We start from the raw sequence: 22,817 nt of genomic DNA, 5'->3' as shown, positions 1-22,817 counted from the left end.
CCTACATACCGATGCTCCCCCTTGTCCCCCGGAAAAAAATCTGCTATGATGGTTTAATCACCAGTGTTCAACAGGAAAGGAACCGACCAAATATGAATGAAATGATTTTGCTCAAGCTGGGCGAGCTGGTCCTAAAGGGCCTGAACCGCCGCAGCTTTGAGGATAAGCTCCAGGCCAATATCCACCGCCGCTTAAACGGCCTGGGCCAGTTCCGGGTATATACCCGCCAGTCCACCACCTATGTGGAGCCTATGAATGCGGACTGCGACATGGACGGGGCCTGGGAGGCCATGAAAAAAGTCTTTGGAGTCGTGGGGCTGTCCCGGGCCCGCTCCTGTGAGAAGGACAAGGACGCCATCCTGGCCGCCTGCCGGGAGTATCTGGACAGCCAGCTCCGCTCCGCCAGGACCTTCAAGGTGGAGACCAAGCGGGCGGACAAGACCTTTCCCATGACCTCTATCCAGGTAAGCCAGTATGTGGGCGGTGAGCTCCATGAGGCCTATGACAATCTGGAAGTGGACGTCCATCACCCGGAGCTGACCGTCTATGTGGAGATTCGGGACTACGCCGCCTTCGTCCACGCCGACCCGGAGCCAGGCGCGGGCGGCCTGCCGGTAGGCATCAACGGCAGAGCGGTATCCCTGCTGTCCGGCGGCATTGACTCGCCAGTGGCCTCCTGGATGATTGCCAAGCGGGGCGTCGCACTGGAGATGGTCCACTTCTTCTCCTACCCCTATACCTCCCCGGAGGCCAAGGAGAAGGTGCTGGAGCTGGCCCGGCTGCTCACTCCCTGGTGCGGGCGGCTCACGGTCCATGTGGTCCCCTTCACCGCCATCCAGGAGGAGCTGCGCCGCTCCTGCCCGGAGGAGCTGTTCACCATCATCATGCGCCGGTTCATGATGCGCATCTCCCAGGAGGTGGCCAAACGGTGCGGCGCCAAGGCCCTGGTCACTGGTGAGTGTCTGGGCCAGGTGGCCAGCCAGACCATGGAGGCGATGAACGTCACGGGGGCTGTGGCCGCCCTGCCTGTTCTGCGGCCAGTCGTGGGGCTGGACAAGGAGGAGATTGTCCAGATCGCCCGGAAGATCGGCACCTTTGAGACCTCCATCCTGCCCTACGAGGACTGCTGCACCGTTTTTACTCCCCGGCACCCCCGGCTCCGCCCCATTCTCACCGAGGTGGAGGCGGCGGAGGAAAAGCTGGACGTCGACGCCATGGTCCAGGCGGCGGTGGAGGGCATTGAGCGCGTCCAAGTCTGATGGAAAGAGGGAAAGGAGCACGGTCAGCCATGACGATCCGACTTGCTGTCCCTGGAGATGCTCTGGCTCTGTTGGAGATTTACCGTCAGTATATTCAGACCCCCATTACCTTTGAATATGAGCTGCCCACCTTGGAGGAATTTACCCGGCGCATTTCCGATGCGTTGAAACAATACCCCTATCTGGTGCTGGAGGACCAGGGCAGGCTGTTGGGCTACACCTACGCCCATCCAGAGCGTGAGTGGAAGGCCTATCAGTGGAACGCGGAGCTGTCCATCTATTTGGCCCCTGCCGCTGTTGGAAAGGGCTATGGCAGACGGCTGTACCAAGCTCTGCTGGACCTTTTGTCCCTTCAGGGCGTCCGTACCGTATACGGGGTTGTGACCTCTCCGAACCCGGCCAGCGAGGCCCTCCAAAAATCCCTGGGCTTCCGGCTGATTGGCGTACATAAAAATACCGGCTACAAGGCTGGTCAGTGGCGAGACGTGCTGTGGTTTGAGAAGAGTCTGGCTCCCTACGACGCGGACCCCCAGCCTGTCCTCCCTTTCTGCCAGCTTGACCAGCAGCAGGTAGATCGGGTGCTGGCCGCTTACGGTCACGAGGATACACCGGCATAGCCGGTGGATCTTTTTGTATACAAAAAGGCAGGACCGCTTCAGCGGTCCTGCCTTTTAACGTAAAATTGCTTACTTCAAGTTGAAGAATGCCTTCATACCGGGGTACTCGGCGATGTCGCCCAGCACCCAATATGCACCCGGCGCACATTGGGGACCCGAAGGCTTAAAATGCTCGGCGGAAATAAATTCCGCCTGCGCCAAGGTTTTCGCCTTTGCGAAAACGCTTGTACGCGCTGCGCGCGCCCCATCTGCGATGGGGCCCCAAGGAGCTGGGCGACGGGAAAAGCAAAGCCGCCCGTTGGGCGGCTTTGCTCGGAAGCTTGGAAGCTTACTTCAGATTGAAGAAGGCCTTCATGCCGGGGTACTCGGCGATGTCGCCCAGCTCCTCCTCAATGCGCAGGAGCTGGTTGTACTTGGCCACGCGGTCGGTGCGGCTGGGGGCGCCGGTCTTGATCTGGCCGGCGTTGAGGGCCACGGCGATGTCGGCGATAGTGGCGTCCTCGGTCTCGCCGGAGCGGTGGGACACGATGGCGGTGTAGCCGGCCCGGTTGGCCATCTGGATGGCGTCCAAAGTCTCGGTCAGGGTGCCGATCTGGTTGACCTTGATGAGGATGGCGTTGCCCACCTTCTTCTCAATGCCGGTGGACAGGCGCTCCACGTTGGTGACGAACAGGTCGTCGCCCACCAGCTGGACCCGGTCGCCGATGGCCTTGGTGAGCATGGCCCAGCCCTCCCAGTCTGTCTCGGCCATACCGTCCTCCAGGGAAATAATGGGGTAGGTGTCGGCAAACTTCTTCCACATATTGACCAGCTGCTGCTGGGTCAGCTTCTTGCCGGACTTGGGCTGGACATAGCACTTCTGCTCCTCGTCCCACCACTCGGAGGAGGCAGCGTCGATGGCGATCTTGAAGTCCTCGCCGGGCTTGTAGCCAGCCTTCTCAATGGCGGCCACAATGACCTTCAGGGCGTCCTCATCCTTCTTCAGATTGGGGGCGTAGCCGCCCTCGTCGCCCACGCCGGCAGCGGGGGTGCCATTCTCCTTCAGAACGGTCTTCAGGGTGTGGAACACCTCGGCACAGCGGCGGAGGGCCTCACGGAAAGAGGGGGCGGAGACGGGCATAATCATGAACTCCTGGATCTCCACGTTGTTGGTGGCGTGGGCGCCGCCGTTCAAAATGTTCATCATGGGGACAGGAAGCTGTTTAGCGTTCACTCCACCGATATAGTTATACAGGCTGGTGCCCAGGCTCTCAGCGGCGGCCTTGGCGCAGGCCAGGGAGGCGCCAAGAATGGCGTTTGCGCCCAGGCGGCTCTTGTTGGGGGTGCCGTCCAGGTCGATGAGCATTTTGTCGATAGCCACCTGGTCCAGCACGTTGGTGCCAATCAGGGCCTCGGCAATCTCAGTATTCACGTTCTTCACAGCGTTCTCCACGCCCTTGCCCATGTAGCGGCCCTTGTCGCCGTCACGGAGCTCACAGGCCTCATAGATGCCGGTAGATGCGCCGGAGGGCACGGCGGCACGGCCCATAGTGCCGTCCTCCAGATACACCTCTACCTCAACAGTGGGGTTACCGCGGCTGTCCAGGATCTCGCGGCCGACTACGTCCACAATTTCGATCATCTGCTTCATATGATTTTATCTCCTTTCATTTTTCCGGCGGCACGCCGGGCGGTACAGGCCGCCCCTGCTATTGAACGCCGCCGGTATCCGTAGGGGCGGCCTGTGGCCGCCCGAATACGCTCAGGTCACAATCAGGGTCTCCCCATCCATCTCTGCCGGCTTTTCCAGCTTTCCCAAACGGGCAGGCCCGTTTGGGGGCCCTTTGATTTTGAGTCCTCGGGGCAAATAAATTGCCCCTCCGGAAATTCCTCGCTCCGCTCAGAATTTAACCGGCCTGGAAAAGCCCCTTTGGCTTGGAACTTCAACTTCCCCGGGATCAGGTCACAATCAGGGTCTCCCCATCCATCTCTGCTGGCTTTTCCAGGCCCATGAGGTCCAGCATAGTGGGGGCGATATCGGCCAGCCGTCCATCCCGCAGCCGCACGTTGGCACCCACGATATAGAAGGGCACGGGGTTAGTGGTGTGGGCAGTGAAGGGCTCACCATCTGTATCTATCATCCGCTCCGCGTTTCCGTGGTCGGCGGTGATCAGGGAAATGCCCCCCATTTTAGAGGTGGCCTCCACCACCTTAGCCACACATTCATCCACCGTAGTCACCGCTTTGCAGGCGGCCTCATAAATCCCGGTGTGGCCCACCATGTCGCAGTTGGCGAAGTTGAGAATGATGACGTCATAGGCTCCGCTTAGGATTCGGCGCACCGCCTCCTCCATCACCTCGTAGGCGGACATCTCCGGCTTCAGGTCATAGGTGGCTACCTTGGGAGAGGCGATGAGCACCCGGTCCTCCCCTGGGAATACCTGCTCCACACCTCCATTGAAGAAGAAGGTGACATGGGCGTACTTCTCCGTCTCCGCGATGCGCAGCTGGGTCAGTCCCAGCTTTGAGATATACTCTCCAAAAATATTCTCCAGCTTCTGGCGGGGATAGGCCACCGTGACATTGGGCATGGTGGCGTCATACTCGGTGGTACAGACGAAGTGGACCGGTACAAAGCCGGTCGTACGCTGGACATCTGTAAAGTCCTCGTCCACCATAGTGCGGGTGATCTCCCTGGCCCGGTCAGGGCGGAAATTGAAAAAGATCACCGAATCATTGTCCTGGAACTGGGCCCCCTTGGCGCAAACCACGGGCTCCATGAACTCATCTGTGACGCCGGCGTCATAGGACTTTTGAACCGCAGCCGCAGGGTCGGGCTCATAGGGAGCCTGCCCGCAGACCATGGCGTCATAGGCCCGCTGGAGCCGATCCCATCGCTTATCCCGGTCCATGGCGTAGTACCGGCCCATCACCGTGGCGATCTGTCCCACGCCCAGCTGCTGGAGCTTGGCCTGGAGCTGCTCGACAAAGTGCTTGCCGGAGGTGGGAGGCACGTCCCGTCCGTCCAGAAAACAGTGGACATAAACCTTTTCAATTCCCTGCTCCCTGGCCATCTGGAGCAGGGCAAAAAGATGGGTGATGTGGCTGTGGACACCGCCGTCAGACAGCAGGCCCATCAGGTGCAGGGCAGAACCCCATTCCCGGCAGTTCTCCATCGCCTCTGTATAGGCGGTGTTTTTAAAAAATTCGCCGCTCTGAATATCACGGCTGATGTGGGGCAGGTCCTGGAACACCACCCGGCCCGCGCCGATGTTGGTATGTCCCACCTCACTGTTGCCCATCTGCCCCTCAGGCAGACCTACATCCAGCCCGGAGGCAGACAGACGGCAGCCGGGGCACTCGGCAAAAATACGGTCCAGATTAGGGGTAGGGGCATTGGCTATGGCGTTGCCGGCGGACTGGGCCCCGGTGCCAAAGCCATCCATAATGATAAGAGTCGTAGGTGTTTTCATAACAAACCTTTCTTTTCAGGGTACTCATGGTCACACCGCCTTTGGCGGCCTCCCATTCTGGGGCGGCTTTGCCGCCCGCCTTACACTCACGTTCACGCTGGTCCGGTATGGGCAGCGGCCGCAAGATTACTCCTGATTCGCCGCGTTGATGATCTGCACGAAATCGGCGGGCTTCAGAGAGGCTCCACCGATCAGGCCGCCGTCCACGTCGGGCTGGGCCAGCAGCTCGGCGGCGTTCTTGGCGTTCATAGAGCCGCCGTACTGGATGGTGACGGACCGGGCCACATGGGCGCCATACAGCTTGCGGATGACGGCACGGATCGCCTGGCAGACCTCACCGGCCTGCTCGGCGGTAGCGGTCTTGCCAGTGCCGATGGCCCACAGGGGCTCGTAGGCGATGACCACATGGCGCATCTTTTCAGCGGGCACATTGGCCAGAGCGCACTTGACCTGATAGGCGATCAGCTCCATGGTGACGCCCAGTTCCCGCTGCTCTAGGCTCTCGCCCACGCAGATGATGGGGGTAAGGCCGGCATTGATGGCGGCGTGGACCTTCTTGTTCACAGTAAAGTCAGTTTCGTTATAATACTGGCGGCGCTCGGAGTGGCCGATGATGACATACTTGGCGCCGGCCTCCTTGATCATCTCGGCGGTGATCTCTCCGGTATAGGCACCGTGGTCCTCGTAATGGCAGGTCTCGGCGCCGATGGCGATATGGCAGTCTTTGAACAGACGGACAGCCGCCTGGATGTTGGTGGCGGGGACACAGAGCACCACGTTGCACCACTTGCCCTTGGGCATAATCGGCTTGATCTCCTCAGCAAATGCCTTGGTCTGGGAGAGGGTGTTGTTCATCTTCCAGTTGCCGGCGATGATAGTCTTACGATAACGACGATTCATGGCGATTACTCCTATCTTTTCCTTTTGTATATTTTGTAATAGAGCAAAGCAGCAGAGAGAGGAAAACAAAAGTACAGGCGTCTCCTGTGTCTCTCTGTTTTCCGCCGTTCACGCTCCTGACTTCGCTCTTTGTTCAGCGTCACCTGCGGGCAAGCCGCTTTGGAGGACTCCGCCTCCCTTTTTTATGACAGATCTGGCCTATCGTGGGACGGGACAAAGCCTTACTTGTCCAGCAGGCAGGCCACTCCTGGAAGTTCCTTCCCTTCCATAAACTCCAGGCTGGCACCGCCGCCGGTGCTGATATGGGTCATCTTGTCGGCATAGCCCAGCTGCTGCACTGCGGCCGCGGAGTCGCCGCCACCGATAATGGTAATGGCGCTGGTCTTGGACAGGGCCTCGGCCACCGCCTCGGTTCCCTTAGCGAAAGCGGGGAACTCAAACACGCCCATAGGCCCGTTCCAGATGACGGTGCCCGCGTCAGCTACAGCGTCACAGTAGAGCTTGACCGTTTCCGGGCCGATATCCAGTCCCTGCCAGCCGTCCGGGATCGCCCCGGCCTTCACCACCTGGGTGTTGGCGTCTGGAGCAAATTTGTCCGCGCACACTGTGTCCACAGGGAGGAGCAGCTTAACGCCCTTGTCCTTTGCCTTCTGGACCATCTCCTTGGAGTAGTCCATCCAGTCGGCCTCCAGCAGGGAGTCGCCCACCTTACCGCCCTGGGCGGCGGAGAAGGTGTAGGCCATGCCGCCGCCGATGATGATGGTATCGGCGATCTCCAGCAGGTTGTTGATGACGCCGATCTTGGAGGACACCTTAGACCCGCCCAGAATAGCCACCAGAGGCCGCTTGGGGTTGGCCAGGGCGCCGCCAATGATCTCCAGCTCCTTCTGGATCAGAAAGCCGGACACGGCGGGCAGATAGCCGGCCACCCCGGCGGTGGAGGCGTGGGCCCGGTGGACGGCGCCAAAGGCGTCGGACACATAGACGTCTGCCAGGGAGGCCATGGCTTTAGCCAGGGCGGGGTCATTCTTGGTCTCCCCCTTCTCAAAGCGGGTGTTCTCTAGCAGCAGCACCTGGCCAGGCTGGAGCGCGGCGGCCTTAGCCTGGGCGTCGGGCCCTACTACGTCCTCCGCCATGAGCACCGGCCTGCCCAGCAGTTCGCTCAGGCGGGCGGCCACCGGCTTCAGAGACAGCTCTGCCAGGGACTTTTTCCACTTCTCCTCGGTCAGAGAGGCGGGGTCTTTCCCCTTCTCAGTCTGCTTCTTCACATAGGAATCAAAGGTAGCCGCCGGCTTACCCATGTGGGAGCAGGCAATCACCGCCGCCCCCTGGTCCAGCAGATACTGGATCGTGGGCAGGGCGGCCCGGATGCGCTTGTCATCGGTGATAACGCCGCTTCCGTCCTTCGCCATCGGCACATTGAAATCACAGCGCAACAGGACCTTTTTCCCCTTGATATCGATGTCCTTCACCGTCTTTTTATTGTAGTTCATCTCTTGGCTCCTTTCTTAAAACAAAAGGGTTATAGAACTTGGGATCTCCCTTTCTCCGCCATCTCGCCTTCGCCCGACAGCCCCGGAAAGTCGAGCTGCCGCAGCGCCTCATAGGTGAGGACGGCCACTGAATTGGCCAGATTCAGGCTTCTGGCGTCCGGCCGCATCGGGATGCGGATACACCGGTCCGGGTACTGCCGGCGAAATCCCTCCGGCAGCCCCGCAGTTTCCTTCCCAAAGAACAGCCAGCAATTATCTCGAAAGACTGCCTGGGTATAGTCCCGTGGCGCTTTCGTCGTGGCCAGCCACAAATCCGGGGCAGGATTGACTTCAAAGAAATGGTCCAACCCCTCATAGACCTGAAGATCCACCATATTCCAGTAATCCAGCCCGGCCCGACGCACGGCTTTTTCACTGATATCAAAACCCAGAGGCTTGATCAGATGGAGGCGGCTGCGGGTAGCGGCGCAGGTCCGTGCGATATTCCCGGTATTCTGCGGGATCTCTGGTTCTACCAGCACGATATTCAGCACAGCAGGACCCCCCTTGATTTCGCGGGTATCATTGTATTCCATTTTATCGGGAATTTCAACTGTAATTTGGTCGAAAAATTGCAAAAAATCAAAAAACAGGGCCATTTTTCATTCTGCCCCCAAAAAGCGGGGCTCCTATTTTTTTATTTCTTATTAAACTATTCTTTTCCCGTCCTTGCTCTCATCTTAATGCCCGGTTTTTCTCTTTAATACAGTTCCTATCCTTCTTCTTCCAACCCCATACCCAGTTTTTTCCGCCGCTCACTTAAAAATTTTGGCTCTTTTTTGCTCCTCCTATTCCCCTTTCTTTCAAACTCGTGCTATAATGGTGCCAGGTCTAAAAGATATGGGCATTTTCCACAAATCTATGCTTGCGGGAGCTCTGCTCCCCAAAAGGAGGCGGCATTTATGAAGCTTATCTGGAACGGGCATTCCTGTTTCACCATTCAATCAGAGGATGGCACCCTGGTACTAGACCCCTATCAGGACGGGTCTGTGCCCGGTCTGAGCCCCCTGTCTCTGACGGCCGACCTGGTGCTGTGCAGCCATGAACACCGGGACCACGGGGCCAGGGAGACGGTAGCGCTCACCGGCCGCACCGCCGCTTTTCAAGTGGATCGGCTGGACGCCTTCCACGACGATTCCCAAGGCAGCCAGCGGGGGAAAAACACCATCCACATCCTCTCCTCCCAGGGACTGCGGGTGGCCCATCTAGGTGATTTGGGCTGCTTCCCCACTCCGGAGCAGATGGACCGGCTGATGGGGCTGGACGCTCTACTCCTCCCTGTGGGGGGCTATTACACCATCGACGCCCAGCAGGCCCATGAACTGGTCCGCGCGTTGAGGCCCCGTGTGGTGGTGCCTATGCATTACCGCTCCGACTCCTTTGGCTTTGATGTCATCGCCCGGCTGGAGGATTTTCTGGCCCTGTGTGACCACGTGGTCCGCTATGATGGCAACACCCTGGAGCTGACCTGTGACACCCCCGCCCAGACCGCTGTGCTGACCTATCAGGCGGGAAAATAGACCGGCTCCCATTCCCCGCGTACCATAAACCAATGACTGGAGGTCTTTCCCATGTCTCACACTGTCGAGATCCTTTCCGTAGGCACCGAGCTGCTTCTCGGCAACATCGCCAACACCGACGCCCAGACGCTCTCTCAAGGGTTAAGCGAGCTGGGGCTTAACGTCTACTACCACACAGTAGTGGGCGACAATCCTCAGCGGGCCCGGGAGGCGGTGGCTATCGCTAAGAAGCGGGCGGATATCATCATCACCACCGGCGGGCTGGGCCCCACCTGCGACGACTTGACTAAGAACGTGCTGGCCGAGGCGTTTGGTAAAAAGCTCGTCTTTGACGAGCCCTCTGCGGAGCGCATCCGCTCCTACTTTGCCAAGACGAAACGGCCCATGACGGACAACAATCTGCAGCAGGCCATGCTGCCAGAGGGCTGCACCGTCCTGGCCAACGACTGGGGGACTGCCCCCGGCTGCGCCTTTCAGGCCGAAGGGGTCCATGTCATCATGCTCCCTGGCCCCCCCAGCGAGTGCCGCCCCATGTTTCAATACCGGGCAAAGCCCTATCTCCAATCCCTGTCCGAGGGCGTCATCGCCTCCCACACGCTGAAGCTGTTTGGCATCGGTGAGTCAGCGATGGAGGCCCAGCTCCGGGATCAGATGAACGCGATGTCCAACCCCACCCTGGCCCCCTACGCCAAGGAGGGGGAGTGCGAGCTCCGGGTCACCGCCAAGGCCCCCACCGACGCCGAGGCACAGGCCCTGCTGAAGCCTACGGTGGAACAGGTGAAGGCCCTCTTCGGCTCTAAGGTCTACGGGGTGGATGTGTCCTCTTTGGAGGAGGTGGTCGAGGGGCTGCTGCGGGAGAAGGGAATGACCATCGGCGTGGCCGAGAGCTGCACCGGCGGGCTGATGGCCAAGCGGCTGACCGATGTGGCTGGAGCCTCCCAAGTCTTTCTGGGTGGCATCGTGTCCTACACCAACCAGGTGAAGGCAGGGATGCTCCATGTGCCCCAGCACCTGTTGGACCAGTTTGGGGCCGTGTCCCCCGAGGTGGCGCTGGCCATGGCAGAGGGGGCCCGGAAGGCCCTTGGGTGTGACATCGCTCTTGCCACCACCGGAGTTGCCGGGCCGGACAAGGACGATTGGGACAACGAGGTGGGCACCATGTTCGTGGCCATCGCCACCCCGGACGGCACCCATGTGCGTCCCTTGAAGCTGGGCAGCCGCCCGGTCCGGGCCCGGCTGCGTACCCAGACCGCCCATCACGCCTTCGATCTGGCCCGGCGGTATCTCACCGGCCTGCCCTATGAGGACGGAGCGGTCTGACAGAAAACGGGACAACAATGGACTGTCGAAAAAGTGGCTATGCCACTTTTTCGACAAATTGGGACGGGGCCTCTGTCTATGACAGAGGCCCCGTTTTCTTTAATCCTTCCGCAGGAAATACCAGACCATGGTCAGCCCCAGCAGGGCTATGATCCCCATATACACATAGAGCAAAAACTGCTCTGCTGTACCGATACCGCCGCCCCAGCTTTCTGTCACCGATCCGTCCCGGTACCGGCCGGTAATGTCATTTCCTTCCCTGTCCAGAAGGCGTATTTCCCGGACATCCAGCCAAAACACCTGATCCTGACCATCCCCGAATTCCCAGCCCAAGTCCCGGATCAATTCTTCCTGGTCATAAAGCCACAGGAAGTCAGGCTCCTCCAGGTCATAGGTCCGGGTGGTGGTCCACCGCTGGATCCCGTCCCAGCTTCCGCCCCAGAATTCCAGCTGGGCGGACAATATCTCCCGGCACCCATACCCGGCAATCATAAACTGTGTCCGGTCCGTCCCCAATCTACCGCAATATACTCCGGCGGTGTAAGGGGAGGGGGAATAGGAGGCGCTGACCGGGCGGTATTTGCCAAATATCCCCCGCTTGAGCAGTACGATCCCATTTACATTATTAGCGTTGTCCGCCTTGAAAAAAATTGCCAGTTGTCCTTCTATTTCCTGCCAGCCGCCCACATGGATCGGCGTTCCCTCCTGGACTCCCTTTGTGTCCCGGCTGTCTGATGGACGGGATACATAATCCTCCACAGCGGCCAGCCGGCCGGCCTCGGTATTGGGATAGTGGAACTCCTGGTCATAGAGCCACCACATACACCACAGGGCCACCACCACTGACAGCGCGGCAGCCAGCAGCCGGGTCCGCTTCACCCGTTTCAGGAACTTCAGCGTCCCCTTTGGCGCTTTCTCCAGCGGCACCTGCGCCCGCATATCCTTCTCCAGCTCCCTGCAATTCTCACAGCCCTCCAGGTGCGCCCGCACCTGAGCGGAAGTTTCCTCCTCCGTCAGTCCCTCCAAATAGGCGGGCAGCAGGTCCCGCACCACACAGCAGTCCAAATTATTGCGACCGTTTTCCACCATATCCACCTCCCATCAGTTTGGCCAGTTCCTCCTTACCCCGGTAAAAGCGCACCCTGGCCCACACCTCGCTCTTTCCCAAAATGTCCCCGATCTCACGGAAGGAGAAATCGCCGGCCAGCCGAAGGTGGATCACCTCCCGTGTATCCCCGTCCAGCCGCTGCATGGCCCGGTACAGTGCCATACGGTCCTCCCTCCGCTCTGTCTCCTCCACTGGATCGTCAGAGGCAGCCAGGGTAGACAGCCGCTCCTCCTCCAGCGGAGCCGTCCTCTTCCGGCGCTCCAGTTCCTTGTACCACAGGCGCTTGGCGATGGCGCACAGCCAGACCTGGGGCGTGCTGTCCCCCCGAAAGGCATCCAGGTTCTTCAGCGCCTGATAGAAGGTCTCTTGGGTCAGTTCCTCCGCGGTATCCTGCTCCCCGGTGATGGAGAACAGATATCGGAACACCTGCCGGGCGTGCTGCTCGTACAGGTCCTCCCCCCTGTGTGCCATGGCCTTCACCTCCCTCTCTCTGACCGTTAGTTCCTTGTCAGGCCCTTTCGTTACAACATTTTACCCGTCTATAAAAAATACTTATTTTTCCATCTATTTGCGCAAAAGGTCGATTCCATCTTGCCTTTTGCCATGTCTATTGCTATAATCTAAAATATAACAATAAAAAACGCAACTGCTTTTTACAAGGTCGTACAGAGCCTCCCTCTGTGCGGCCTTCTATTCCCCAAACCAGTCTGGAAGGATGTGACAGTAAAATGCATCGGCTCGGGACCCGTCCCAAGCGGAGGGGCGATGTGGACATGACGCAGGGAAATGTGGCCCACCATTTAGTCATGTTCGCCCTCCCCCTTCTGGCGGGCAACATCTTTCAGCAATTTTACAACACCGTAGACACATGGGTAGTGGGCAACTTCGTCAGTAATGAGGCCTTCTCCGCCGTGGGTACCGTCACCCCCATCGTCAATATGCTCATCGGCTCCTTTATGGGCCTTGCCAGCGGGGCTGGCGTGGTCATCTCCCAATATTACGGCGCCAAACAGATGGAGCGGGTCAAGCAGGCCGTCCACACCTCCCTTGTCATGACTCTGGTGCTGGGCGTAATCATGACGGCTGCCGGCATCCTGCTCACCCCCTTCCTCCTGGGGCTGATGAAAACGCCCGCGGATGTCTTTCCAGAGGCCACGGCCTACCTCACCATCTATTTCTCAGGGGTGATGGGCCTGATGCTCTACAATATGGGAGCGGGCATCCTCCGGGCGGTGGGTGATTCCAAGCGCCCATTCTATTTTCTGGTGGCGGCGGCCGTGCTTAACATCGGCCTGGACCTACTGCTGGTCATTGTGTTCCATATGGGAGTAGAGGGCGTGGCCTACGCCACCATTATCTCCCAGGGCGTTTCCGCCCTGCTCACTCTGCTGCTCCTGGTCCGCACCAGCTCCTGCGTCAAGCTGGACTGGCGGGCCCTGCGGGCTACCCCCTTCATTTTGAAGCAGATTGCCCGCGTCGGCATCCCCGCTGCCCTGCAGATGGCCATAACCGCCTTTTCCAACGTATTCGTTCAGTCCTATATCAACTTCTTCCAGGCTGACTGCATGTCCGGCTGGACCGCTTATACGAAGATCGATCAGATCATGTTCCTGCCCATGCAGTCCCTGGCCCTGGCCGCCACCACCTTTGTGGGCCAGAATCTGGGCACCGGCCAACTGGACCGGGCCAAGGAGGGCACCCGGACCGCCTTTTGTCTCTCTTTGGGCATCACCGTAGCCCTCTCTGTTGTGACGTTCTGCGCCGCGCCCGCTCTGGTGGCCTTTTTCAACGATAAGCCGGAAGTGGTCTCTTACGGCACCCTCTTCCTGCGGGCCCTGGGTCCCTGCTATGTGCTGTGTTGTGTCAATCAGATCTATGCCGGCGCCCTTCGGGGGGCGGGCAAGAGTCAGGTCCCTATGTACATCATGCTCTTTTCCTTTGTAGTGTTCCGTCAGATCTATCTGTACGTCACAGCGAACTTCATCTCCAACACCGTCCTTCCTATCGCCATGAGTTATCCGGCTGGCTGGCTGATGTGCAGTGTGGTTACCCTGGTCTACTACCACCGGGTAGGTTTGGGCGGCAACCGTCTGGTAGACGACTCCGCCTCCATGCCGTCCCGTCCCTAGACCGCCAAAAGGCCCCGGCGCTCAACGAGCGCCGGGGCCTTTTCTTTTTTAGTCGTCCCAGTCCTTTTCGTATTCCAGGATCGCTCCGGAGGCTCCGTCGATGGTGTACTCATACTCCATGCCGCCGGACCGGAACTCCACCTCATATTCCAGCCGGCCGTTGTCATAGTCCCGCTCGGACCGCAAGCCGGCGACCTGGCTCTCGGACAGGCCGGCGTGCCCCAAGGCGGCAGACTTAGCCGCTTCCGCGCCGATATCCGTACTGGAGGCACTGGCGTGCTTCTCCGTATCATAGGCGACCACGGAGCCATCGACAGCGTCGATGGTATAGTCATATTCGGTGCTGCCTACCCAGAACTCCACCTCGTATTCCAGCCGCCCATCGTCCCAGTCCTGCTTCACCTTTACATCGGTGGCCTGGGACTCGCTGACACCGGCGTGTTTCAGCGCGGCGGACTTGGCCGCTTCCGCGCCCACATCTTGGGTGCCAGAGCCACCAGTGCCGGAACCGCTGTAATTCGGCGCCCGGTGGGTCTCCCGCTCCTGCTTCAGTACAGAGCCGTCGGCGGCGGCGATAGTATAGTCGTACTCGGTGGTATCCACCCAGAACTCCACTTCGTATTCCAGCCGGCCATCATCCCAGTCCTGCTGGACCCGCAGCCCGCTGACCTGGCTCTCAGACACGCCGGCATGTTTCAGCGCCGCCTCCTTGGCCTTCTCCTGGCCAATATCACTGGAGCCGCTGCTGGGTTTCGTCCCGGCACCGCCGCTCTGCCCGCTGGCCAGAATATCCTTCTGTCCGCTCAGAACTTCTCCTGTCCAAGCGTCGATATGGTACTCAAACTCTCCCCTGGCTGTCTTAAGCTCCACCTCATAGTGGGGTACGCGGTCGTCCAACTCAGGATCTACATCGGCCACCACAGAGCTCACCGCCATCGTGCCCGCATATTCCTCCGCAGCGATGAACGCCGCCTCTTTTCCAATCGGCATCGCGGGGGCGCCGATCTTGGCCAGGTCCTTCAGCTCCTCCACAGAGAGCTTGGCCAGCTCTTCAAACTTTAGATCGCTGTTCAGCGCGATCACCTGGTTGACCAGGCTGGCCTTTCCGGTGGAGATGTTATTTGCCTTCGCCTGCTGGTCCAGCTCCACACTGGCGTCCACTGTCTGGCTAAGGATAGACGCATTGGATGCCTGGGCCTGGAGGACCGCGTCCACGGCACCTGTCAGCTCCTGCTGGAGCTTGACCGCCCGTGCCTGGTCCTTATCCTCCACAGAGATCATGATGGCGGAGGAGATGCTGTCCAGATAGCCGTTGCTCACCAGGGCACCGACGATGGCGTTCACCGCCACGTCCAGCTTTGTCCCCTTCAGGTCTGCCCCACCCCCCATACTGGACAGGACTGTACGGGCCTCCTCATTCAGGGGGGTGCAGGAGAGGACTTTCTCCCTTTTATTTACCTTCAACTCAATACTTGGATTCACATCCAGAGAAACAACAGAGGCCACAGCGTTTGCCTGATAATAAAACGCGCCGCCTCCGCCGCCAACCAGCGCCAGGGCCAGACAGGCAGCCATCAGATTGCGTATGGTCCTGCTTGGACGTTTCTTCGTCATAGGGATCACGGTTCCTTTCCGCGCCTCACAGCGGGAGAGCACCCCTTCCAGATCATCGGGGGCGGCAGCGGACAGGACCAGCTCCAGCCGGCGTTCCAGTTCCTTATCTGTCATCGGGCGTCATCTCCTTCCAGCCGTACTTTCAGCTTTTTCAGCGCTCTGTGATATTTGGACAGGACCGTGGCCAGAGGCAGCTCCAACAGCTGCGCGATCTCCCGGTGCTTCAGCCCAGTGACGGCGTGGAGCACCACGATCCGCCGCTCCTGCTCCTCCAGCGCCGCCAGGGCCGTCTGGAGCAGCTCCCGCTCCTCCGGGGAGAGGGCCGGACCCTCGGCCGGAATGGCGTCCCACTCCTCCTCGCTCAGATCCGCCTGACGTTCTCTCTGCCGCAAAGCCATCAGCGCCAGGTTCCGGGCCACCGCCAGGATCCACGCCATGGGCGAGCCCTGGGGGCGGTATTGGGGCGCCTTCTCCCAGATCCGAACAAAGGCGTCCTGGGTGAGATCCTGGGCGTCATGGGCGTTCTTCACATAGGACAAAGTGATACCATATACCGCCGTACGGGTACGGTGGTACAGCTCTGCCAGAGCCTCCTGGCTGCCGGCGGCTATCTCGATCAGCAGCCTGTCCAGCGCCTCCCGGTCCTCTTTGCCCGTTCCTTCCGTTGTCTGTGCCATAAGCAGCATCAGCATGGGCCATTTCTCCTGTCATTCAAGTAATGCACAAGCCGCTCGTTTTATTGCGCGGTGGAAAAAGTTTTTTTGACACCTACCTAGCGTTTGAGTTTAAACCTTTTTTCTAAAAAAAACAAGAGCCGCTTCGGCGGCTCTTGGCCAATTTTTATTTTATCCCTCCGGCTGGAGCCCAGCTTTTTTCAGCCGGTTCCGGAGCATCGGTCCTACCGCAATAGCCACTACCATCTTGACCAGGTCCCCGGGGATAAAGGGGAATACGCACATGGTCAGGGCGGGCAGCAGATCGCTTTCCGCCTGGAAGCAGAACCAGGCCGTGCCAAAGGCATAGCACAGGGCAGTGGCTCCAATCATTCCGGCCAGCTGTACGCCCCGGTTCCGGAATTTATCGATCACAAGGCCGGCGATCACCGCCATGGGGATGAAACCGACGATATAGCCGCCCGTTGGGCCGGCCAGCTTGGCCAGGCCGCCGGAGTACCCGGAGAACACAGGCATTCCCACCATGCCGATGAGCACATAGACCAGATAGCTGACGGTACCCCGTTTCCAGCCCAGAACATACAGCGTGATGTAAATGGCAAAATTCGTAAAGGAGATGGGCACCGGCCCCACGGGAATGGAAAGGGGGCCCAGGACGCAGATGACGGCAGCCATAACCGCGGTCATCGCCAGCGGATAAACTTTATTCCTTGTTTTGGTTTCCATATTTTCTCTCCCTATCTACCGTTCTAATTGATAGCCAAGCCGGATAGCCATTTCCATATCTCCCGCCACGCTGGTGCCAGTGGTGGTCAGCATATCCCCGGTAATCGCGGCATTGGCCCCGGAGCGAAACAGCGCCTCGCCCCCATCGGGAAATCGACCCCGGCCGGCCGCCATGCGGATCCAGGCGGTTGGATTTATGTACCGGAACAGGGCCACCGCCCGCAGCACATCCTCCTGGGAGATCGGCTCGACCTGCTCCAGTGGAGTACCTGGGATGGGGGTGAGCAGATTCAGCGGGATGGAGTCTATCTCCAGCTCCGCCAGGCTCAACGCCATATCGATGCGGTCCTCCCAGCTCTCTCCCATTCCTAAGATCCCCCCGGAGCACACCTGAAGTCCCGCCTCCTTGGCTCGGAGGATGTTGTCTATCTTATCCTGATAAGTATGGCTGGTGCATATCATGGGGAAATATCTACGGGAGGTCTCCAGATTGGCGTGGAAGCGGGTCACACCGGCCTCCTTCAGCGCCTTGAGCTCCTCCAGGGTCTGTAGACCGTGGGAGGCGCACAGGGCCAGACCCGTCTCCTTCCGCAGCCGGCGGTAGGCCGCCAGACCGCGCTCCAGCTCCTGGCCGTGGAGGTCCCGGCCGGCCGTCACAATGGAGTACCAGTGGACGCCGGCAGCCTCGTTTCGCTTTCCCTCGGCCAAAATATCCTCTTCCGGCAGGAAGGGGTACTCCTTCACATGGGTGTTATGGTGGCAGGATTGGGCGCAGAATTTGCAGTCCTCCCCGCACCGGCCGCTTCGGCCATTGATGATCGTACAAAAATCAAAGCGGTCGCCGCACAGCTCTCTCCGAATGGTGTCCGCTCCCGCCCGCAGTTCTTCCAGGTCCGCTGTCAAGAGTTGGGACAGATCGTCCGACCGGTTCAGGCGGCGGCCTGATCGGATCTCCTCAGCTAGTTTTTTCACTTTGATCCCCCCAGATTGTAAACCATTTTCATTGTTTAGTATACGTCTCCCCCCACAGTCTGTCAACCAAAAAAATTTTCAGTTGACGATTTGCGTATTTCGCCTTTCGACAACATCCGCCCTTGTAAATCTATTCTCTTTTGGGTATAATTTCTTTCACGTGTTTTCCATGGATGAAAGGAGTCTCCTATGATCAAACAAAACCGATGGTTGTGCCTGTTTCTGGCCTTCCTTCTATTCGCCGGACCGGCTCTGCCTGCTCAGGCCGCGGAAGCGGACTTTGCCTCCTTCCTGATCGATGGGGATGAGATGGACTTTCCCCAGCGCCCCCTGCATATCCAGCTCTACCAGAGAGATCAAACCGGGACGTTTGTTCCCTCCGACCAGGTAGTCGGAAGTTTCCCCCTTAATCGCACCGCAGGGAACACCACCTTTTATATCCAGCTCCATGCTGACGGGGTACAGGTGACAGTGGACTACCTGACCGACGCGAACAGTGATGGTGTCTATGAACTGTTAGACGGACAGGATGATCCCATCTGTGACGTAGTCACCGCCGACGGCCGGCTGACCGCCTGGGACGGGGTGGATCACAGGCTGGAGGAGGGCCAGATCTTTGCCCTCCCCGCCGATCTGCTGGCCAGCCGGGGGCAGGCTGTCCTCCAAGGCCGGCTGGCGGCAGGTCAGGAGGATGTGGACCCGGACCATCTGATCTATCTGCTCTCCCTTTCCTATGTTCCCGCCGGCGGGGGCGAGCCCCAGACGCTCCACTATTACCTCCAGCTGTTCCAGTCGGTGATCATCCCCTCCGATGTGCCCGTTGGCTCCTGGTACTACGAGGCTGTGGAATATGGTCTGGCCCAGGGCTTTTTTTCCGGCACCGGCGAGGACTCCTTCTCCCCCCAGGGCACGGTCACACGGGCCCAACTGGCCCAGATTCTGTGGCGCTTGGGCGGCTCTGAAGAAGGGCGGGAAGTTTCCTTCACCGACGTTTCCTCCGGAGATTGGTTCCTTGACGCCGCCTGCTGGTGCGCCCAGGAGGGAGTCATGTCCGGTGTAGGCGACCAGCGGTTTGGCCCGAACCAGGTACTCAGCCGGGAGCAGTTAGCTCTGATCCTGTACCAATACGCCCGCAGGACCGGGCTCCAGATGGAGGGCGGGCAGTCTTTGGCGCTGTTTACCGACGGTCCCTCTACCTCCTCCTGGGCACGGGAGGCCCTGGGCTGGGCTGTGGACCATCAGCTGCTGTCCGGTTATGAGGATGGTTCCCTCCATCCCGGACAGGGCGTCACCCGTGCGGAACTGGCTGTGGCTCTGTATCGCTTCTGTCAGGATCTCCTGGAGCTTTGACCTTTCCCATAACGGACCTGGCCGGTTTTCCGGCCGGGTCCGTGCTCTTTTTTCCCTGTGTGGTTAAAGGCTGGAATATTTGTCCAAACTATCCATACAATGGTCCACAGGAAGAAATGAAAGGAGCGTGGCTATATGGCGTTTTCTCTGTCCCGCCGCCGGTGTGATAGCGCACAGGAGTTGGAGCGGCAGGAGCTGGTGGCCTCCTTGGCCCACACCCGCACCCTCATCAATCAGGCCTACGGGGGGTTTAATACAGCCAGCGACGGGGACCTCATCGAGTCCTATGTTTTTGAGATCAATGCCCTCCAGGCGCGGTACAACTACCTGCTGCGCCGGGTCAAGCAGCTGGAGGGGGTTTCATGACAGGATTGCCGGGATTCGCAGCCTGGGGGCTGGCCGGACTGCTGGTCTGCACCGCCCTGTTGATCCTCCGCCGCCCTGTGGCCCAGCTGATCCGTCTGATTCTGCGCTCCTCAGTGGGACTGGCCGCCCTGGCCCTGTTTTCCCAGGTTGGTCAGGCATTGGGCGTGACTTTGGGGGTCAACCTGGTCAATGCCCTGGTGCTAGGGCTGCTGGGCGTACCTGGCTTCGGCCTGCTGCTGATGCTCCAGTGGGTGCTAAAATAGATGGCCTGACCAGGCTTTATATAGCCGCCTTTCACACTGCCGCCCGGCTTTTCTGGGCGGCAGTTCTTGTCGTTTTCAGAAAATATTTATATAATTGATTATATTCTTCTTTTTCTCTTGACTGTAAAGGGACTTCATACTTTACACTGGTCCCATCTAAGCCATTCATTTTCAGGAAGGAGACAGCTATGACCATCAAAGAAATAGAAGACCGCACCGGGCTGCCTCGGGCCAATATCCGGTTCTATGAGTCCCAGGGCCTGATCGCCCCAAGCCGTGGGGAAAACGGTTATCGGGACTACTCCCAGGAGGACTGTCAGACTCTGCTGAAAATCAAGCTGCTGCGGAAGCTGGACTGCTCCCTGGAGGACATCCGGTCCCTCCAAGCGGGAGAACAATCCCTGGATCAGCTCCTGGAGCAGAGGCTGGCCCAGCTGGAGGGCAGATACGCCGAGCTGGAACAGGCCAAGGCCCTATGCCAGAAGCTGCGGGAGGACCGGGCGGACTGGTCCTCCATGGACCCGGCCCGCTATCTCTCCTGGGCCCCTTCCACCCCAGCGGATGAGGTGGCCGACATCCGCTTCCGCATCCCCTGGCGGCGGTATTTCGCACGTTCCCTGGACCTGCTGCTGTATGGCACTCTGTGGAGCGTACTGCTTGCTCTGGTCTTTCGGATCAACATCCTCTGGCGGGGCCCTTTGGGGGATCTGCTGGATACGGCGGCCACCCTGACCCTTATGGCGGCGCTGGAGCCCCTGTTCCTCCACCGCTGGGGGACCACCCCAGGCAAGGCCCTTTTCCGGCTGAAGCTCACCCGGTCAGACGGCAGCTATCTCTCCCTCCAGGAGGGCTTTCGGCGGACCTTGTCGGTAATCATTATGGGGCTGGGTCTGACCATCACGCTTTCCATTCTCGCCCTCATCCCTCTTGTGACTCTGATCCTGGGCTACGTCCGCTGCAAAAAGGGGCGGGAGCAGCCCTGGGCCCTGGAGGACGAGGCCTGGTCCGACGGTACCGACGGCACTCAGGGCTTCTGGGATCAGCCCCGCTCCGGACGCCGCGCGGCAGCCTATCCGGGCATCTACGCGCTCTGTGTGGCCCTCCTTATGGGCGCCGCTCTGTTTGCCGCTATCCCCCGGCACCATGGCGCCCTGACCCCGGAGGAATTTGCCGCCAACTACAACCATCTAGCCACCTTTGCCTCCGCCCCCGAGGAGCCCGGCTATATGCTCCAGCCAGACGGCTCCTGGCTCCAGACGGACCCAAACAGCTTCCCCATCTTTCTGTTTGGCTCCGGCCCTCTGGATATGGACATCCAAAGCCGGCAGGGGGCGGTCACCGGTCTGTCCTTCTCCATGGAGAACCGGGAGCAGGGCGGCGTCCGTTCCCTTTCCACCACTCAGGTATGGCACACGGTGAACGCCCTGCTGGGTCACGGCGAACTGCTGGCCCACCCCTCCCTGAAACCGGTGCTGTCCGCCCTGAAGGAACCCCGTCCCGGCACCCAGAGCTGGACTGTGGACGGCTGGCAGCTCACCCTCGAGCTAGAATTGAAGGGGTATGACAGCCACAAGGGCCAGCTGGTTTCCCTGCCGGGCCAGGAGCAGTATGTCCGATATGACTTCTCCATTCGGCAAATCTAAGAAAAGAGATCGTTTCCTGGCCCCTTTTCCCTGTTCAGCCATTGACACTCCCTTTTCAGTTGTCTATAATTAAAAGTTGCCCCGGTCCCTTCTGCGGAGCGGGGCAATTTTTATAGGAAAGGGGCTCTTCAAATGAGCGACCAGCGTGTTTACAACTTCTCCGCCGGCCCGTCTATGCTTCCACTGTCCGCACTGGAGCGCGCCGGGTCAGAAATCACCAACTACCGGGGGTCCGGTATGTCTGTGATGGAGATGAGTCACCGGTCAAAAGTTTTCATCCAGATCTTTGAGGAGACCCAGGAGAAACTGCGCCGGATCATGAACGTCCCCCAGGGATATAAGATCCTGTTTCTCCAGACAGGCGCCTCCGGCCAGTTCTCCATGATCCCCTTGAACCTCATTGGAAAGACGGGAAAGGCCGACTACGCCGTCACCGGCAACTTCTCCAACCTGGCTTACAAGGAAGCCCAGAAGTACGGCCAGATCCATCTGGCCGCCTCCAGCGAGGACCGGGACCACAGCTACATCCCCGCCCAGAGCCAGTTGAAGCTGGACCCAGAGGCCAGCTATTTTTACTACTGCGCCAACAACACCATTTATGGCACCGAGTGGCAATATGTCCCTGACACCGGCAGCGTGCCCCTGGTGTGTGATATGTCCTCCGACATCCTGTCCATGCCGGTGGATGTATCCAAATTCGGCCTTATCTATGCTGGGGCACAGAAAAACATGGCCCCTGCCGGCCTCACTGTGGTCATCATCAAGGAGGAGTTAGCCGGGCATGAGTTGCCCTATACCCCCCTTATCATGAACTACAAGACCATGATCGACAAGGATTCCATGTACAATACACCCCCCTGCTGGTGCATCTATATGCTGGGCCTCACTCTGGACTGGGTGGAGGAGAACGGCGGACTGGCCGGTATGGAGAAGCTGAAGTGGCAGCGGGCCAATATGCTCTATGACACGCTGGACAACTCCAAGCTGTTCCGGTGTCACGGGGAAAAGGGCTCCCGCTCCGGCATGAACGTCACCTTCCGCACCGGCAGCGAGGAACTGGATGCCAAGTTCGTTTCCCAGGCGGCCCAGGCCGGCTTTGTCAATCTGAAGGGCCACCGGAAGACCGGCGGGATGCGGGCTTCTATCTATAACGCTATGCCCGTCGAAGGCGTGGAAAAGCTCTGCGACTTTATCAAGGCCTTCGATAAAGCGAACTGACGGGGCCCCCATAGGAGCCCCGCGCAGTGGGTCCCATGGGGAGAGGAGGCGCAAGGAATCGCAGCGAGGAATACCCGCCAGAGCGTCCCGAGCGAAGCGAACTTTGCGCCAACCACAACGCCAAGCCTGTGGATGGCGTTGAAAAGCTGTGCGA

General features: G+C 59.4%; 21 protein-coding genes. 10 read left to right on the top strand and 11 right to left on the bottom strand.

Going from position 1 to position 22,817, the window contains the following annotated elements; translation table 11 throughout:
• Positions 1-92: 92 nt before the first annotated feature.
• Together thiI and WKS99_RS05185 are read left to right on the top strand one after the other, a co-directional pair.
• Positions 93-1,259 (top strand): tRNA uracil 4-sulfurtransferase ThiI, encoded by a 1,167-nt coding sequence (thiI, locus tag WKS99_RS05190; RefSeq protein ID WP_340405453.1) that lies wholly within the window; start codon positions 93-95, stop codon positions 1,257-1,259.
• A gap of 29 nt (positions 1,260-1,288) precedes the next feature.
• Positions 1,289-1,876 carry a GNAT family N-acetyltransferase gene (locus tag WKS99_RS05185; RefSeq protein ID WP_147571594.1) on the top strand — a complete coding sequence of 196 codons (588 nt, stop codon included), beginning with the start codon at positions 1,289-1,291 and terminating at the stop codon, positions 1,874-1,876.
• Positions 1,877-2,204: 328 nt separating this feature from the next.
• On the opposite strand, the gene eno is transcribed toward WKS99_RS05185, so the two are convergent.
• From eno to WKS99_RS05160, 5 genes are all read right to left on the bottom strand, one after another.
• Positions 2,205-3,506 (bottom strand): phosphopyruvate hydratase, encoded by a 1,302-nt coding sequence (eno, locus tag WKS99_RS05180; protein ID WP_186851911.1) that lies wholly within the window; start codon positions 3,504-3,506, stop codon positions 2,205-2,207.
• Between the two features lie 307 nt (positions 3,507-3,813).
• Positions 3,814-5,328 (bottom strand): 2,3-bisphosphoglycerate-independent phosphoglycerate mutase, encoded by a 1,515-nt coding sequence (gene gpmI, locus WKS99_RS05175; protein WP_147571598.1) that lies wholly within the window; start codon positions 5,326-5,328, stop codon positions 3,814-3,816.
• A 126-nt stretch (positions 5,329-5,454) separates the two neighbouring features.
• Positions 5,455-6,228 (bottom strand): triose-phosphate isomerase, encoded by a 774-nt coding sequence (gene tpiA, locus WKS99_RS05170; RefSeq protein ID WP_147571600.1) that lies wholly within the window; start codon positions 6,226-6,228, stop codon positions 5,455-5,457.
• 221 nt (positions 6,229-6,449) lie between these two features.
• Positions 6,450-7,721: a phosphoglycerate kinase gene (locus WKS99_RS05165; protein ID WP_340405452.1), complete on the bottom strand. Its 1,272-nt coding sequence runs from the start codon at positions 7,719-7,721 to the stop codon at positions 6,450-6,452.
• Between the two features lie 29 nt (positions 7,722-7,750).
• A complete protein-coding gene (locus WKS99_RS05160) occupies positions 7,751-8,254 on the bottom strand; it encodes a tRNA (cytidine(34)-2'-O)-methyltransferase (RefSeq protein WP_147571604.1) in 504 nt (167 codons plus the stop codon).
• Between the two features lie 408 nt (positions 8,255-8,662).
• Between WKS99_RS05160 and WKS99_RS05155 the strand changes: the two genes are divergently transcribed.
• Together WKS99_RS05155 and WKS99_RS05150 are read left to right on the top strand one after the other, a co-directional pair.
• Positions 8,663-9,280 carry an MBL fold metallo-hydrolase gene (locus WKS99_RS05155; RefSeq protein WP_262669705.1) on the top strand — a complete coding sequence of 206 codons (618 nt, stop codon included), beginning with the start codon at positions 8,663-8,665 and terminating at the stop codon, positions 9,278-9,280.
• Positions 9,281-9,331: 51 nt separating this feature from the next.
• Positions 9,332-10,600: a competence/damage-inducible protein A gene (locus tag WKS99_RS05150; protein WP_186851907.1), complete on the top strand. Its 1,269-nt coding sequence runs from the start codon at positions 9,332-9,334 to the stop codon at positions 10,598-10,600.
• Positions 10,601-10,699: 99 nt separating this feature from the next.
• On the opposite strand, the gene WKS99_RS05145 is transcribed toward WKS99_RS05150, so the two are convergent.
• Entirely contained in the window at positions 10,700-11,689 is a 990-nt protein-coding gene (locus tag WKS99_RS05145; protein ID WP_340405451.1) for an anti-sigma factor, read from the bottom strand.
• Entirely contained in the window at positions 11,667-12,179 is a 513-nt protein-coding gene (locus WKS99_RS05140; RefSeq protein ID WP_147571612.1) for an RNA polymerase sigma factor, read from the bottom strand. The genes WKS99_RS05145 and WKS99_RS05140 overlap by 23 nt, the downstream gene beginning before the upstream one ends.
• A gap of 257 nt (positions 12,180-12,436) precedes the next feature.
• Here WKS99_RS05140 and WKS99_RS05135 point away from each other — a divergent pair, with 257 nt between their 5' ends.
• Entirely contained in the window at positions 12,437-13,837 is a 1,401-nt protein-coding gene (locus tag WKS99_RS05135; RefSeq protein WP_186851905.1) for an MATE family efflux transporter, read from the top strand.
• 48 nt (positions 13,838-13,885) lie between these two features.
• Here WKS99_RS05135 and WKS99_RS05130 read toward each other — a convergent pair whose 3' ends face one another.
• The 4 genes from WKS99_RS05130 to bioB all read right to left on the bottom strand — a co-directional run bounded on the left by WKS99_RS05130 (position 13,886) and on the right by bioB (position 17,823).
• Positions 13,886-15,565 (bottom strand): PepSY domain-containing protein, encoded by a 1,680-nt coding sequence (locus tag WKS99_RS05130; RefSeq protein WP_340405450.1) that lies wholly within the window; start codon positions 15,563-15,565, stop codon positions 13,886-13,888.
• Positions 15,562-16,143, bottom strand: coding sequence for an RNA polymerase sigma factor (locus WKS99_RS05125; protein WP_340405449.1), 582 nt, complete (start codon positions 16,141-16,143; stop codon positions 15,562-15,564). Before WKS99_RS05125 ends, WKS99_RS05130 begins: the two co-directional genes overlap by 4 nt.
• A gap of 153 nt (positions 16,144-16,296) precedes the next feature.
• Positions 16,297-16,851, bottom strand: coding sequence for a biotin transporter BioY (locus WKS99_RS05120; RefSeq protein ID WP_147571619.1), 555 nt, complete (start codon positions 16,849-16,851; stop codon positions 16,297-16,299).
• Between the two features lie 15 nt (positions 16,852-16,866).
• Positions 16,867-17,823: a biotin synthase BioB gene (gene bioB / locus WKS99_RS05115; protein ID WP_147571620.1), complete on the bottom strand. Its 957-nt coding sequence runs from the start codon at positions 17,821-17,823 to the stop codon at positions 16,867-16,869.
• Positions 17,824-18,012: 189 nt separating this feature from the next.
• On the opposite strand from bioB, the gene WKS99_RS05110 reads away from it, so the two are divergent.
• The 5 genes from WKS99_RS05110 to serC all read left to right on the top strand — a co-directional run bounded on the left by WKS99_RS05110 (position 18,013) and on the right by serC (position 22,663).
• The gene (locus WKS99_RS05110) at positions 18,013-19,173 is read left to right on the top strand and encodes an S-layer homology domain-containing protein (protein WP_240288304.1); all 1,161 of its coding nucleotides are present in this window, start codon (positions 18,013-18,015) and stop codon (positions 19,171-19,173) included.
• Between the two features lie 135 nt (positions 19,174-19,308).
• Entirely contained in the window at positions 19,309-19,539 is a 231-nt protein-coding gene (locus WKS99_RS05105) for a DUF2508 family protein (RefSeq protein ID WP_147571622.1), read from the top strand.
• Positions 19,536-19,802 carry a pro-sigmaK processing inhibitor BofA family protein gene (locus WKS99_RS05100; protein WP_147571623.1) on the top strand — a complete coding sequence of 89 codons (267 nt, stop codon included), beginning with the start codon at positions 19,536-19,538 and terminating at the stop codon, positions 19,800-19,802. The genes WKS99_RS05105 and WKS99_RS05100 overlap by 4 nt, the downstream gene beginning before the upstream one ends.
• Before the next feature lie 188 nt (positions 19,803-19,990).
• Positions 19,991-21,445: a MerR family transcriptional regulator gene (locus WKS99_RS05095; protein ID WP_340405448.1), complete on the top strand. Its 1,455-nt coding sequence runs from the start codon at positions 19,991-19,993 to the stop codon at positions 21,443-21,445.
• 132 nt (positions 21,446-21,577) lie between these two features.
• Entirely contained in the window at positions 21,578-22,663 is a 1,086-nt protein-coding gene (gene serC, locus WKS99_RS05090) for a 3-phosphoserine/phosphohydroxythreonine transaminase (protein ID WP_147571625.1), read from the top strand.
• Positions 22,664-22,817 lie beyond the last annotated feature (154 nt).

Source organism: Flintibacter sp. HCN-6482 (genome assembly GCF_037892565.1).
Classification (GTDB): domain Bacteria; phylum Bacillota; class Clostridia; order Oscillospirales; family Oscillospiraceae; genus Lawsonibacter; species Lawsonibacter aceti.
The sequence above is the reverse complement of the archived record's forward strand: the minus strand, read 5'-3'. Positions and strand labels throughout refer to the sequence as shown.

Excerpts from the sequence above, each read along its gene's own strand:
- WKS99_RS05125 (WP_340405449.1), bottom strand. The coding sequence starts at position 16,143 with ATGCTGATGCTGCTTATGGCACAGACAACGGAAGGAACGGGCAAAGAG.
- WKS99_RS05140 (WP_147571612.1), bottom strand. The coding sequence starts at position 12,179 with ATGGCACACAGGGGGGAGGACCTGTACGAGCAGCACGCCCGGCAGGTG.
- gpmI (WP_147571598.1), bottom strand. The coding sequence starts at position 5,328 with ATGAAAACACCTACGACTCTTATCATTATGGATGGCTTTGGCACCGGG.
- WKS99_RS05145 (WP_340405451.1), bottom strand. The coding sequence starts at position 11,689 with ATGGTGGAAAACGGTCGCAATAATTTGGACTGCTGTGTGGTGCGGGAC.
- eno (WP_186851911.1), bottom strand. The coding sequence starts at position 3,506 with ATGAAGCAGATGATCGAAATTGTGGACGTAGTCGGCCGCGAGATCCTG.
- WKS99_RS05110 (WP_240288304.1), top strand. The coding sequence starts at position 18,013 with ATGATCAAACAAAACCGATGGTTGTGCCTGTTTCTGGCCTTCCTTCTA.
- WKS99_RS05100 (WP_147571623.1), top strand. The coding sequence starts at position 19,536 with ATGACAGGATTGCCGGGATTCGCAGCCTGGGGGCTGGCCGGACTGCTG.
- WKS99_RS05150 (WP_186851907.1), top strand. The coding sequence starts at position 9,332 with ATGTCTCACACTGTCGAGATCCTTTCCGTAGGCACCGAGCTGCTTCTC.
- serC (WP_147571625.1), top strand. The coding sequence starts at position 21,578 with ATGAGCGACCAGCGTGTTTACAACTTCTCCGCCGGCCCGTCTATGCTT.
- WKS99_RS05165 (WP_340405452.1), bottom strand. The coding sequence starts at position 7,721 with ATGAACTACAATAAAAAGACGGTGAAGGACATCGATATCAAGGGGAAA.
- thiI (WP_340405453.1), top strand. The coding sequence starts at position 93 with ATGAATGAAATGATTTTGCTCAAGCTGGGCGAGCTGGTCCTAAAGGGC.
- WKS99_RS05120 (WP_147571619.1), bottom strand. The coding sequence starts at position 16,851 with ATGGAAACCAAAACAAGGAATAAAGTTTATCCGCTGGCGATGACCGCG.
- WKS99_RS05135 (WP_186851905.1), top strand. The coding sequence starts at position 12,437 with ATGCATCGGCTCGGGACCCGTCCCAAGCGGAGGGGCGATGTGGACATG.
- WKS99_RS05130 (WP_340405450.1), bottom strand. The coding sequence starts at position 15,565 with ATGACAGATAAGGAACTGGAACGCCGGCTGGAGCTGGTCCTGTCCGCT.
- WKS99_RS05185 (WP_147571594.1), top strand. The coding sequence starts at position 1,289 with ATGACGATCCGACTTGCTGTCCCTGGAGATGCTCTGGCTCTGTTGGAG.
- WKS99_RS05155 (WP_262669705.1), top strand. The coding sequence starts at position 8,663 with ATGAAGCTTATCTGGAACGGGCATTCCTGTTTCACCATTCAATCAGAG.
- WKS99_RS05095 (WP_340405448.1), top strand. The coding sequence starts at position 19,991 with ATGACCATCAAAGAAATAGAAGACCGCACCGGGCTGCCTCGGGCCAAT.
- tpiA (WP_147571600.1), bottom strand. The coding sequence starts at position 6,228 with ATGAATCGTCGTTATCGTAAGACTATCATCGCCGGCAACTGGAAGATG.
- WKS99_RS05105 (WP_147571622.1), top strand. The coding sequence starts at position 19,309 with ATGGCGTTTTCTCTGTCCCGCCGCCGGTGTGATAGCGCACAGGAGTTG.